This window comes from Paraburkholderia ultramafica, assembly GCF_902859915.1.
Classification (GTDB): Bacteria; Pseudomonadota; Gammaproteobacteria; order Burkholderiales; family Burkholderiaceae; genus Paraburkholderia; species Paraburkholderia ultramafica.
Genome location: NZ_CADIKK010000022.1, coordinates 89401 through 101119 on the forward strand (window position 1 = coordinate 89401; position 11719 = coordinate 101119).

The 11719-nt window shown below is 63.1% G+C and carries 12 protein-coding genes; 6 read left to right on the forward strand and 6 right to left on the reverse strand.

Annotated features, from left to right (window positions below):
- Window positions 1-36: 36 nt before the first annotated feature.
- A complete protein-coding gene (locus tag HV744_RS22830) occupies window positions 37-666 on the reverse strand; it encodes a lytic transglycosylase domain-containing protein (RefSeq protein ID WP_175151665.1) in 630 nt (209 codons plus the stop codon).
- Window positions 667-1033: 367 nt separating this feature from the next.
- On the opposite strand from HV744_RS22830, the gene HV744_RS22835 reads away from it, so the two are divergent.
- A complete protein-coding gene (locus HV744_RS22835; RefSeq protein WP_175151666.1) occupies window positions 1034-1573 on the forward strand; it encodes an Mpo1 family 2-hydroxy fatty acid dioxygenase in 540 nt (179 codons plus the stop codon).
- A gap of 45 nt (window positions 1574-1618) precedes the next feature.
- Here HV744_RS22835 and rarD read toward each other — a convergent pair whose 3' ends face one another.
- On the reverse strand, window positions 1619-2515 hold the full coding sequence (rarD, locus tag HV744_RS22840) for an EamA family transporter RarD (RefSeq protein WP_175151667.1): 897 nt from the start codon (window positions 2513-2515) through the stop codon (window positions 1619-1621).
- A 551-nt stretch (window positions 2516-3066) separates the two neighbouring features.
- Here rarD and egtD point away from each other — a divergent pair.
- On the forward strand, window positions 3067-4047 hold the full coding sequence (gene egtD, locus HV744_RS22845) for an L-histidine N(alpha)-methyltransferase (protein WP_175151668.1): 981 nt from the start codon (window positions 3067-3069) through the stop codon (window positions 4045-4047).
- 92 nt (window positions 4048-4139) lie between these two features.
- Here the strand turns inward: egtD and HV744_RS22850 are convergent, their stop codons facing one another.
- Window positions 4140-4433, reverse strand: coding sequence for an acylphosphatase (locus tag HV744_RS22850; protein WP_175151669.1), 294 nt, complete (start codon window positions 4431-4433; stop codon window positions 4140-4142).
- A 163-nt stretch (window positions 4434-4596) separates the two neighbouring features.
- Here HV744_RS22850 and hpnA point away from each other — a divergent pair, with 163 nt between their 5' ends.
- Window positions 4597-5607, forward strand: coding sequence for a hopanoid-associated sugar epimerase (hpnA, locus tag HV744_RS22855; RefSeq protein WP_175151670.1), 1011 nt, complete (start codon window positions 4597-4599; stop codon window positions 5605-5607).
- Window positions 5608-5740: 133 nt separating this feature from the next.
- On the forward strand, window positions 5741-6349 hold the full coding sequence (locus HV744_RS22860; protein ID WP_175151671.1) for a hypothetical protein: 609 nt from the start codon (window positions 5741-5743) through the stop codon (window positions 6347-6349).
- A 70-nt stretch (window positions 6350-6419) separates the two neighbouring features.
- Here HV744_RS22860 and HV744_RS22865 read toward each other — a convergent pair whose 3' ends face one another.
- Complete coding sequence (locus HV744_RS22865; protein ID WP_175151672.1) at window positions 6420-7592, reverse strand: glycosyltransferase; 1173 nt, start codon at window positions 7590-7592, stop codon at window positions 6420-6422.
- Window positions 7592-8458, reverse strand: a complete 867-nt coding sequence (gene hpnC, locus HV744_RS22870) for a squalene synthase HpnC (protein ID WP_175151699.1) — start codon at window positions 8456-8458, stop codon at window positions 7592-7594. Before hpnC ends, HV744_RS22865 begins: the two co-directional genes overlap by 1 nt.
- Window positions 8459-8790: 332 nt before the next feature.
- Here hpnC and ispH point away from each other — a divergent pair, with 332 nt between their 5' ends.
- Together ispH and hpnH are read left to right on the forward strand one after the other, a co-directional pair.
- Window positions 8791-9735: a 4-hydroxy-3-methylbut-2-enyl diphosphate reductase gene (gene ispH, locus HV744_RS22875; RefSeq protein WP_175151673.1), complete on the forward strand. Its 945-nt coding sequence runs from the start codon at window positions 8791-8793 to the stop codon at window positions 9733-9735.
- A gap of 10 nt (window positions 9736-9745) precedes the next feature.
- The gene (hpnH, locus tag HV744_RS22880; RefSeq protein WP_175151674.1) at window positions 9746-10900 is read left to right on the forward strand and encodes an adenosyl-hopene transferase HpnH; all 1155 of its coding nucleotides are present in this window, start codon (window positions 9746-9748) and stop codon (window positions 10898-10900) included.
- Window positions 10901-11021: 121 nt separating this feature from the next.
- Here hpnH and HV744_RS22885 read toward each other — a convergent pair whose 3' ends face one another.
- Entirely contained in the window at window positions 11022-11627 is a 606-nt protein-coding gene (locus tag HV744_RS22885) for an MlaC/ttg2D family ABC transporter substrate-binding protein (RefSeq protein WP_175151675.1), read from the reverse strand.
- Window positions 11628-11719 lie beyond the last annotated feature (92 nt).

Here is an 11719-nt window from a genome sequence, read left to right on the forward strand (position 1 = left end):
TCCATTCGACTGCAAGTTGCGCCGCGAATCGGTTCATCATTCGCGGCGCAAACTTGCGTCGAATCGCTGCATACGCAACACGACGCGCCGCGCGTAACCTCGCCCGCCGCCGCTATAGCGAAGCAACGCGGCGTCGAGATCGCCGCCGCTTTCATCGAGGTAGTCACGCAGAATGGTCGAACCGATCCGCACATTGATCGCCGGATCGGACAGGTCCGTCGTGCCCGCGATCAATTGCGGATGCGCCGCGGGTAGCACCTGCATCAGCCCGCGCGCGCCTGCGATGCTGACCGCGTAGCGATCGAAACTCGACTCGACCGACATTACCGCAAGCAGCAATACCGGCGAGATAGCGTGACGGTCAGCTTCGGTCAGTACTGCCTGCGCGATCTTCAGCGACTCCAGCGGCGCGACGCGAAATTGCGCGCGCAGCATCGCAGTGATGCCGCTGAGCGTCGGCCAAGCGGAGGCGGGAGCGGCGTCGCTCGCGGAGATTGGCGCGGCTAACGTCGCCGTGGCGATGGGCGGCACTGTGTCGGCGGCTTGCGAAGCAGTGGCGAACGAGAAGGCGAGCGACGCAAGCATCGTCGTCAGGACGAATGTGGGGCGTCGACGGTTCGCTTTGCTTTGGGTTTGCACACTATCCAGCGCGCTTTTTCCGAACATATTTTCGCTTCCTGACCGGGGTGTCTCGACCTTACCGGGCTTGGTGTAGCGAATCGCCAAAGAAATAGGGGCGCGCCGTAAAATGCTTATAAAGATGTTCGCGCCGTCTGGCGCGTTATTCAGACATTCGATAGGTCAGAAAGGTTGGACTCCGATATGATCGCCACGGCCTTCGCTATGACAGCGGCCTGGTCTCCAGGTCCGCAAGCGTGCCGAGTTTCCGCGCATCGGCGATTTCAGCGCGCCAAGCTGATTCGATGAAAAACTCACAGTCACAGGACAGCATCCGTGCGCGATTGTCGGCTACCCGATGGTTTCAAATTCCGCTGCCCGCGATTATGCTGACTTTGAAGGAGGAGCGGCACCCATGAGAACGCTGACGCAACAACTGACGCAATACGCGGCTTACCATCGTGACCGGCGCAATATCGCCACGCACTTCATCGGCATTCCGCTAATCGTGCTGGCGTTGGCCGTGTTGCTGAGCCGCCCCGCGTTCACAGTCGGTGCACTGCCGTTGACGTTCTCGGCGGCGTGGCTGCTCTTCACCGTGGCAACGGTCTACTACCTCGTGCTCGACGTGCCGCTCGGCGTGATGATGGCCTGCGTGTCGGCGCTATGCGTCGCGTTCGGCGAGTGGATCGCCGCGCAATCCACGTTGGTATGGCTCGCCAGCGGCATCGGTCTATTCGTGATTGGCTGGGTGTTCCAGTTCATCGGCCATATTGCCTACGAACATCGCAAGCCGGCCTTTGTCGACGATGTGATCGGCCTGCTGATCGGGCCGCTGTTCGTCCTCGCGGAAGCGCTGTTCGGCGTCGGCTGGCGGCCTGCGCTGCGCGAAGCGATCGACGCGCAAGTCGGTCCGACGCGTATCAATGCGGACCACACGGCGGCGCATCGCTAGCCACGGAGCGCGCCGCCTGCTTCAAGCGCCGCTGCTCGAAGCCGCTCAATTCGGCGCCAGCCGGACGAGACGCACGCCATGCAGTGCCGTGAACGCAACCGCGATCCAGATCGGGATATAAGTTGCCAATTGCGCAGCGCTCAGCGTTTCGCCAAGCAACGTGATCGACACCAGCACCAGCAGCACCGGCTCGACATAGCCGAGGATTCCGAACAACGCGACCGGCAATAAACGGCTCGCCTTCAGATACGAAGCCAGCGCAATCGTGCTCAACGCGCCGAGGCCCGGCAACAGCAGGCACCACATGTCGACGCGGCCGGCAATCATCGTCAGCGAACCGCCGCTGATGATGAATACGATTGCCGCCGGCAGCAGCAGCGCCATTTCCACCGTGAACATCGCCAGCGAATCCTCGTTGATTTTCCGGCGTAACGCGAAGTACGGCGGGTAGCCGAGTGCTACAAGTAACGTCGGCCATGAAAAGGCGCCCGTCATCCACAGTTCGTGGCCGACACCCACCGCCGCGCACACCACGGCGAGCCACTGCAACGTGTCGAGGCGTTCGTGATAGTAGAAGCGCCCCACCAGCACCATCACTAGCGGCAGCAGGAAGTAGCCGAGCGACACTTCGAGCATCCGGCCATGCAGCGGCGCCCATAGAAACACCCACAGCTGCGCGCCGAGCAAAGCCGCGGTCACGAGCATCGCGGCGGCGAGCTTCGGCTCGGCCACCATCCGGTAGAGAAGCCGTCGGAGAATGGGCAGGCGTTTGCGCAACGCGACCAGCAACAGCGCGCCCGGCACTGTCCACACGATGCGCCACGCGAAGATGTCGAGGCCGCTTAGCGGTGCCAGCAGCGTTGCGTAAGCGGACAGTAAAGCGAACATTGCCGACGCACCGACCGACAACGCAATACCGCGCTTTGGGTCATACTGGTTCATCGCGCGGCCCGTTGCGCAATCGCTTCGGCATACAGTGCGAATGCGGGTGAATCGGTTTGCAGCGCAGCATTCGATCGCGCGGCGTTCGTTGTTGTCATTGGAAGTGAGGTCTCACAAGCAGGCAGTGCGAATCAACCCGCGCTGCGTTTTCGTTTTAGACAGACGGTTGCAAGCCGGCATTCTAGACGGGTTATTCGGCCATGGGTCTGCGCTTTTCCGTCGACGGATCGCAATTAGTCCGTGCGCATCGCGCGTCGATGCACTAAAACATAACTTCACGCGCGGCAGGCGAGCCCAGGCTGTTTTGATCGGCTACGCCGCAGCGGGTCCCACCAGGCGACTCAAGCGCGAATCTTGCTACGAAGTCTCGCGACGCTGTTTGCAACGTCGTCTGCAACCGCAGGTACAGCATCAACGAGCCGGGCCGGCTAACGCAGTCCCATGGACCAAGCCCGCCCTTCTCTCCCACGGCAGGCATCGCTCGCGCCTCACCGCGCACGCCGTTGCCCGGCCAGCAATCCCGCTCATCGAATATGACTACTGGAGCCAGCATGACCCAGCCAGCCTTATCGCACGACGCGTCACCCGACCTACGCTCCACCTTCGCCGCAGAGGTTCGCGCCGGACTCACCCACACGCCGCAGAAAGAGCTGCCGTCGAAGTACTTGTACGACGAGGTGGGCTCCGCGCTCTTTGAAGTGATTACCGTGTTGCCCGAATACGGCGTGACGCGCGCCGAGGAGCGGCTGCTAGCGAAACACGCGGCGGAGATCGTCGAGCATCTGCCGCATGACGTGACCGTCGCCGAACTCGGCAGCGGCAGCGGCCGTAAAACGCGGCGTATTCTTGAAGCATTGTGTAAAAAACGCCCCACTTCTTACTGCCCGATTGAAATTTCGCGCAGCGCGTTGCAGTTGTGCAGACGCGAACTTGGCGACATCGAGCGGATTTCGATTGTCGGTTATGAACGCGATTATCTGGCCGGTCTCGCTGAAGTGAGCAAGCAGCGCGCAGCGGACGATCGGTTACTCGTGCTGTTCCTTGGCAGCACGATCGGCAATTTCGGCAGACTCGCGGCGACGCGTTTTCTGCGCGAGATCCGCACCATGCTCGCACCCGGCGACGCGTTGCTGCTCGGCACCGATCTGATCAAGCCGACGCCGGTACTGGTGGCCGCGTACGACGATTCGATCGGGGTCACCGCATCGTTCAACCTGAATCTGCTCGCGCGCGTCAATCGCGAACTCGATGGCGACTTTCCGCTCGACGCGTTCGAGCACGTCGCGCGCTTCAACCCGGACGCGCGCAGCATCGAGATGCATTTGCGGGCTAAGCGCGATCTCACCGCGCATGTCGGCGCGGCGCAGTTGACGGTGTCGCTCAGGCAAGGCGAAACGATCTGGACCGAGAGCAGCCACAAATATCGCGCGGAAGAGATGCCCGCGATTGCCGACGGTGCCGGCTTCGTGTGCAGCCATCAGTGGATCGAAGAAGAATGGGGCTTTGCGGAGAGCCTGCTGGTAGCCCGCTAGGCGCTACCCGTCCCTGACGCTCAGCGCGCGTACAAACGACAAAGGCGGCACGCCATCAACACAATGGCGCGCCGCCTTTTACGTCAGTCCGCTCAGTGCTGCTCGAAACGCTCGTAACGCTTTTCCGTCGAGCGCTCTTCGCCGGTCACCTCGGTCACGCGCGCCGCCGGCGGCCCGTGACGCAGCCACGACAGCATCCGGTCGACCTGGTTGGCCGGACCCTGCAGCATCGCTTCGACGGAACCGTCGTCGAGGTTCGCCACCCATCCCTTCAGGCCGAGCGCGTGCGCCTGCCGCACGGTCGCGTGGCGAAAGCCGACGCCCTGCACCATGCCGCGCACTCGCACGTAATACGTTTCGATCCGCTGATCCAGATCCGGGGCCATGCCGTCTTCTCCTCACACTCTTTCAAGCCGGCATTCTAGTCGTGTCGCGGCGAGCTTGCTCGGCGGCGCTTGAACTCGACTGCCCATTGATGACGCCTCGCGCGCCACTCAGCGTGCGCGCCACGTACAATCCGTCGACTGTCACGCGGGGAATGGAAACAGAATGACCGAACAGAATCGCGATCTCGTGCTCGTGACCGGCGCGTCCGGCTTCGTCGGCTCGTCGGTGGCGCGCATCGCGCAGCAGAAGGGCTTCAAGGTGCGCGTGCTGGTGCGCGCCACCAGTTCGCGCCAGAACGTCGAGGCGCTGGATGCGGAAATCGTCGTCGGCGATATGCGCGACGAAGCGTCGATGCGCAACGCGCTGCGCGGCGTGCGCTATCTGCTGCACGTGGCCGCCGACTATCGGCTGTGGGCGCCGGACCCGAGCGAAATCGAACGCTCGAATCTCGAAGGCACCGAGGCCACCATGCGCGCGGCACTGAAGGAAGGCGTCGAACGCATCGTCTACACGAGCAGTGTGGCGACGCTCAAGGTGACCAGCTCCGGCCAGTCCGCCGACGAAACTTCGCCGCTCAAAGCCGACCAGGCGATCGGCGTGTACAAGCGCAGCAAGGTGCTGGCCGAACGCGCGGTGGAGCGGATGATCGCCGAGGACGGCCTGCCGGCGGTGATCGTCAATCCGTCCACGCCGATCGGTCCACGCGACGTCAAGCCGACGCCGACCGGGCGCATCATCGTCGAAGCGGCGCTCGGCAAGATTCCCGCGTTTGTCGATACGGGCCTGAACCTCGTGCATGTGGACGACGTCGCGGCCGGCCATTTTCTCGCGCTCGAACGCGGCAAGATCGGCGAGCGCTATATTCTCGGCGGCGAAAATCTGCCGCTTCAGCAGATGCTTGCGGATATCGCCGCGCTGACCGGCCGCAAGGCGCCGACGCTGAGCTTGCCGCGCTGGCCGCTGTACCCGCTCGCGATGGGCGCGGAGGCGGTCGCGAAGATCACGAAACGCGAACCGTTTGTCACCATCGACGGGCTGAAAATGTCGAAGAACAAGATGTATTTCACGTCGGCGAAGGCGGAGCGCGAACTCGGCTATCGCGCGCGGCCTTATCGCGAAGGCTTGAGCGACGCGCTCGACTGGTTCCGCCAAGCCGGCTATCTGAAGCCCTGACGCGCATCAACCAACGCGCTGCGCAGGACGATACGGCGCAGCCGTAAGCAATTTGTTACAAGTCCCGTGTTTGCGACAGGTCAAAGCCTACGCACAGCAGGTAAAATCGCGGGTCTTACAAGAGAAACCTCGCATGAATCTTCACGAACAGCTCGGCGCGCTGGAAATGGGCGTCGCTCAGCTCATTCAGGCTGTCGTGGCCCAGCAGGCCGAAAACATCCCCGAGACACCCGTGGAAACCGGCGCGCCGCAAGCGCCGGCGGATCATGTTGCGTCCGCAGCCGCGGCGCAGACGGTGGTGGCTGAGACGGCGGCGGCGGTCGTCGAGGACAACACGCCGGTGTCCGACGAACAAGCGGACCAGCAAGCGGACGAACAGGCGGCTGAACAGCCGGTAGAACGCCCGGCCCCGCAAGTCAAGCCGACGCTCGAAATCAATCGCCCCGCGCAGGACGAGATCACGATGACGATCGGCGACCAGATGGTCGCGCTGCGTCCGGACCAGATCGGCAAACTGATCGAGGAATTGTCGAACGCGCGCGCGTCGATGACGCCGGAGCAGCCGCCGGGCATTCCGCCGGGCTGGCACTTCGTATCGACGAAGAACCCGGTGATGGCAGTGCAGAAGCAATCGAATGGCGACCGCTTGCTGGTCATGCGCCACACCGGCCACGGTTGGGTGCCGTTCACGTTTTCGCCCGACGTGGTGATCCAGCTCTACATGATGCTGACCAACGCGTGATGCAAAAATAGCGGCGCCCAAGCGCCGCTATTTTTTCGTCCGGTCAATGGTCGATTTCAGCCCTGCCGCATCAACGCTCCTGCACGGGCGCCTGGACCCGCGCCTTCCACTGGCCGCCCTTGCCGCGCCAGTAACGCACCGCCGACGCGAACGTCGCGCCGACATAAAACAACGCCACCAACGGCAGGAAAGGCGCCCACAACGGCGAGCGGCGGTAGTAGCTGAGCATCGGCGCATACGCGCAGCACATCGCCGCCCACGCGAGCCATGCGGGCCAGCCCAACGGACCGAGCACCAGCGCGGCGACGGGCGGCATCAGATAGATGATCGTCATGCCGGCCAGCGTGCCCGCCAGCAGCAGCGGCGAATAATGCAGCTGCGTAAAGGCGGTGCGCGCGATCATGTTCCAGATCTCGCGCCAGCTATCGTACGGACGCAGCGACACGCTGCGCGCCGCCACATCCAGCCGGATCGGATGACGCCCGGTACCGCGATGCTTGATGCGCGCGGCGAGGCTGCAATCGTCGATCAGCTCGGCGCGGATCGACTCGATGCCGCCCGCTTCTTCGAGCGCGCCACGCCGCACCAGCATGCAGCCGCCCGCCGCCGCCGCGGTGCGATTGCGCGGGTTGTTGACCCATGCGAACGGATACAGCTTCGCGAAGAAGAACACGAAGGCCGGAATCAGCGCCTTTTCCCAGAACGAATCGCAGCGCAGACGGACCATCAGCGAGACGAGATCGCGCTTTTCGGCGTCCGCGCGGGCGACGAGTTGCGTGACCGCATCGGCGGGATGGCCGATGTCGGCGTCGGTCAGCAGCAGGAAGTCGGCGGGCAAACCGAGCGTGCGCACCGCCTCGATGCCCTGCGACTGCGCCCACACCTTGCCGGACCAACCCGGCGGCAGCGGCTTCGCGCTCAACACCGTCAGGCGGTCCGGACATTGCAATTGCAATGCGGCCGCGCGGGCGGCGTCGGCGGTGCCGTCGGTGCTGTGGTCGTCGACGACGATCACATGGAACGCGCCGGGATAGTCCTGCTGAAGCAAAGTGGTGACCGCCTCGGCAATCACATCGACTTCATTGCGGGCCGGCACCACGGCGGCCACCGCCGGCCATGCCGCGCGTGGCGCGACAGTCAGCGGCGCGGCGGGACGCGCGCGCCAGAAGCCGCCGCGCGCGAACAACAGCACGCCCCAGATCAACAGGGAAACACACGAAAGAAGAAACAGGACCACCGCCATTAAGCTTTACCCTCGATTGAACGCGCCTCTACACCGACGCGCCGCGACAGCCGCATCACCACAGTGCGCACCGCGACCACGCACCAGTCAAACGTATTGAGCACCGGACGCCGGCGAAACACATCGTAGCCCGCTTTCTCGATGCGCTCGAGAAAGCGCAGGCCGCCATGCACGGCGCCGCATAGTTCGATCCCCAGCCGCCCCGGAATACGCAACGCGAGCGGCGCGCCACGCACCAGCATGTCCCGGACGAACGACACCTCGTGCGCCATCAGCGCCCGCCAGGCATCGTCGACGACACCCTTGGCGATGTGCGCCTCGGTCACGCCAAAGCGCCGCAGATCCGCAAGCGGCAGATACACGCGGTTCTTGTTCCAGTCGGCGGCGACGTCCAGCCAGAAACTGATCAGCTGCGACGCGGTGCAGATCGCGTCGGCGTCGGCGAGATTCTCCGGCGTGGCCGCGCCCACCAGATGCAGCATCAGATGCCCGAGCGGGTTCGCCGAGTGACGGCAATAGCCGAGCAGCGCGGACCGGTCGGCATAGCGGCTGGTGTCGATGCCCTGCACGCACGCGTCGAGCAGATCGTAAAACGGCGCGAGCGGCAGTTTATACTGAGCCACCACGCCGGCGAGTTTGCCGAACAGCAGCGGATGAACCGGCGCGGCACGCCGCTGCGCCACCGCGTCCAGGCCGGCCCGCAAGTCGGCGAGACGGGCGTGCCGCGCGGCCGCGCTCCAGTCGCCTTCGTCGGCGATATCAGCCGCCGTGCGGACAACCTGATAGATAATGTCGACAGGCGCGCGCAGCGCCTTTGGCAGCAACACGCTCGGGACCGGAAAATTTTCGTACTGATCGACTTCCATCCAGCGAGCCTCGAAACCATTCTGTAATGCGGACACTGATAGGCGCCGCAGGGACCCTGTAGTTTAAGGGTTCCGTCAAACCGGTGCAGCGTGCAATCATTACCGCATGTAGCATCGACGCGGCGCCGAACGGCACGCCGCGACTGCGGCAACCGCCCAACACAAGGGGCGCGCGAAAAGCAAAGCTGGCCTGATAGCGTTAGAATGCGCGTTTGGTTTTGCTGTACCGGCCCCTCGCCGGGCTCAAGACGTCAACTAATTAGATGATCGCGGCGATAAAGTCAGATTTACCGACTTCTTCGAAACCCGCGTCAGTCGGAGTTCGCCAACTTATGCGAGTCATCCTTGCTCAGCCCCGCGGCTTTTGTGCGGGTGTTGTTCGCGCAATCGAGATCGTCGATCGCGCGCTACAGCAACACGGCGCGCCCGTGTATGTACGTCACGAGATTGTCCACAACCGCCACGTGGTCGACAATCTGCGTGATAAAGGCGCGCGCTTCGTCGAGGAACTCGATGAAGTGCCGCAAGGCGCCGTGGCGATTTTCAGCGCGCACGGCGTCGCTCAAACTGTCGAACGCGATGCGCAAGCGCGCGGCCTCGACGTGCTCGACGCAACCTGCCCGCTCGTCACCAAAGTGCATGTGCAAGGTCGACAATATGTCGGCGCCGGCCGCACGCTGATTCTGATCGGCCACGCCGGGCATCCTGAGGTGGAAGGCACGATCGGCCAGATTCCAGGCAAGGTGCTGCTGGTGCAGAGCGAGGCCGAGGTCGCGTATCTGGACCTGCCGCTCGACACGCCGCTCGCGTATGTCACGCAGACCACGCTGTCGGTGGACGACACGCGCGGCATCATCGACGCGTTGCTGCGCCGGTTTAGCAACATCGTCGGGCCCGATACGCGCGACATCTGCTATGCGACGCAAAACCGCCAGGCGGCGGTGCGTGAGCTAAGCAAGCAGGTCGACGTGCTGCTGGTGGTGGGCGCAACCAACAGTTCCAACTCGAACCGGCTGCGCGAGATCGGCAGCGAAAGCGGCGTGGCGAGCTATCTCGTCGCCGACGGTTCGGAAGTGAAGCCGGAATGGTTTGCCAACGTGCAGACCGTCGGCATCACAGCCGGTGCTTCGGCGCCGGAAGAGATGGTGAAAAACGTCATCGATGCGCTGAGCGCATTGGGGCCCGTCGATGTCACGACGATGGCGGGCCGTGAAGAGAAAGTCGAATTCAAGTTGCCATCGAAACTGATGCAACCACTCGCCGCACGCGAAGTTTAAGGAGGACGTCTTGTCTATTCCGCTGCTACAGAAAGTTCGGGTCGGCGCATACATCATGCGTCAGCACCTCTCCGGCAACAAACGCTACCCGCTCGCCTTGATGCTGGAGCCGCTGTTCCGCTGCAACCTCGCCTGCAATGGCTGCGGCAAGATCGATTATCCGGATCCCATCCTGAACCAGCGCCTGTCGCTGGAAGAATGCCTCGGCGCAGTCGACGAATGCGGCGCGCCGGTGGTGTCGATCGCAGGCGGCGAGCCACTGCTGCACAAGGAAATGCCGCAGATCGTGAAGGGCATCATCGCGCGCAAGAAGTTCGTGTACCTGTGCACGAACGCGCTGCTGATGGAAAAGAAGATGGACGACTACGAGCCGAATCCGTACTTCGTCTGGTCGGTCCACCTGGACGGCGACAAGGAAGCGCACGATCACTCGGTGTCGCAGGAAGGTGTGTACGAGAAGGCAGTGGCGGCGATTCGCGAAGCGAAGCGCCGTGGCTTCCGCGTGAACATCAACTGCACGTTGTTCAACGACGCGGTGCCGGAACGCGTGGCCGCGTTCTTCGACACGCTGGGCCCGATGGGCGTGGACGGCATCACCGTTTCGCCGGGTTATGCATATGAACGCGCGCCGGACCAGCAGCACTTCCTGAACCGCGACAAGACCAAGCATCTGTTCCGCGAAATTTTCAAGCGCGGCAACAACGGCAAGAACTGGTCGTTCAGCCAGTCGGCGATGTTCCTCGACTTCCTGGCCGGCAATCAGACGTACGAGTGCACGCCCTGGGGCAACCCGGCGCGTACCGTGTTCGGCTGGCAGAAGCCGTGCTATCTGGTCGGCGAAGGCTATGTGAAGACCTTCAAGGAACTGATGGAAACCACGCAGTGGGACAACTACGGCACCGGTAACTACGAGAAGTGCGCCGACTGCATGGTCCATTGCGGCTTCGAAGCGACGGCCGTGATGGATACGGTGGCGCACCCGCTGAAGGCGTTGAAGGTCAGCCTGCGTGGGCCGAAGACCTCGGGTGCTTTCACCCAGGATATTCCTTTGGACAAGCAGCGCCCTGCCGAATATGTGTTTTCCCGCCACGTCGAGATCAAGCTGGAAGAGATCAAGGTCGCCGGCAAGGGCAAGAAGGTGCAGACGGCTACGGCCGCGCACTGACGGTTCAATGGGGCGGCTCCGCACCGCCCCAGGTTGCGCACGATAAAAAAAGCGCGGTGGCTCGATGGCCACCGCGCTTTTTCTTTTGCCAGCTTGAAGCCAGCTTGAAAACAGTCGGACTTTAACCGGCGCTGCGCGCATTATGCGCGGTCAGGAACTTGATCAGCCCGTCGATCCCGCCTTTGGCAATCTGGTCGGCGAATTGCGTCTGATACACCTGGATCAGCCACGCACCCATCATGTTGATGTCGTAGATCTTCCAGCCGGACGGACCCTTGGTCAGCCGGTAGTCGATCCCATCGTCACCGCCATTGCTGATCACGTGCGATTGCACGACGACGTCCTTCGCGCCGGCCGGCAAATCCACCGGTAGAAACTTGAACTGCACGTCCTGGTCACGCAACTGCGAGAGCGAAGCAGCGTAAGTGCGCACCAGCAGCAGCGTAAACTGCTCGTACAGTTGCTTTTGCTGCTCAGGGGTCGCGGTGGCCCACGCCTTGCCGACCGCGATTCGCGTCGTGCGCTGGAAGTCGGTGGCCGGCACGAAGCGCGTCTCGACCAGCTGGGTGATCTTCGCCATGTCGCCGCCGCGTGCCTGGGGATCGGCCTTCATCGCGGCAACCGTGCCCTCGACGGCACTTTTTACCAGCGCATCAGGCGCACTTTGCGCGTAGGCCGCAGTGGATACCACGGCCGCAGCCAGAAAAGCAGACAGATAACGTTTCATACGTTCGCCAGGATCTGAGAGAAAAGTAAGCGCCGGCGGGCTTGCGAGCCCGAGACGACAGCAAGATAGACCAGTATACCGAGATTGCGTTC

Bases quoted from the DNA above. Each gene is read 5' to 3' on its own strand.
- HV744_RS22850 (WP_175151669.1), bottom strand. From the start codon at position 4,433: ATGGCCCCGGATCTGGATCAGCGGATCGAAACGTATTACGTGCGAGTG.
- HV744_RS22835 (WP_175151666.1), top strand. From the start codon at position 1,034: ATGAGAACGCTGACGCAACAACTGACGCAATACGCGGCTTACCATCGT.
- HV744_RS22830 (WP_175151665.1), bottom strand. From the start codon at position 666: ATGTTCGGAAAAAGCGCGCTGGATAGTGTGCAAACCCAAAGCAAAGCG.
- egtD (WP_175151668.1), top strand. From the start codon at position 3,067: ATGACCCAGCCAGCCTTATCGCACGACGCGTCACCCGACCTACGCTCC.
- hpnC (WP_175151699.1), bottom strand. From the start codon at position 8,458: ATGGAAGTCGATCAGTACGAAAATTTTCCGGTCCCGAGCGTGTTGCTG.
- HV744_RS22865 (WP_175151672.1), bottom strand. From the start codon at position 7,592: ATGGCGGTGGTCCTGTTTCTTCTTTCGTGTGTTTCCCTGTTGATCTGG.
- hpnA (WP_175151670.1), top strand. From the start codon at position 4,597: ATGACCGAACAGAATCGCGATCTCGTGCTCGTGACCGGCGCGTCCGGC.
- HV744_RS22885 (WP_175151675.1), bottom strand. From the start codon at position 11,627: ATGAAACGTTATCTGTCTGCTTTTCTGGCTGCGGCCGTGGTATCCACT.
- rarD (WP_175151667.1), bottom strand. From the start codon at position 2,515: ATGAACCAGTATGACCCAAAGCGCGGTATTGCGTTGTCGGTCGGTGCG.
- ispH (WP_175151673.1), top strand. From the start codon at position 8,791: ATGCGAGTCATCCTTGCTCAGCCCCGCGGCTTTTGTGCGGGTGTTGTT.
- HV744_RS22860 (WP_175151671.1), top strand. From the start codon at position 5,741: ATGAATCTTCACGAACAGCTCGGCGCGCTGGAAATGGGCGTCGCTCAG.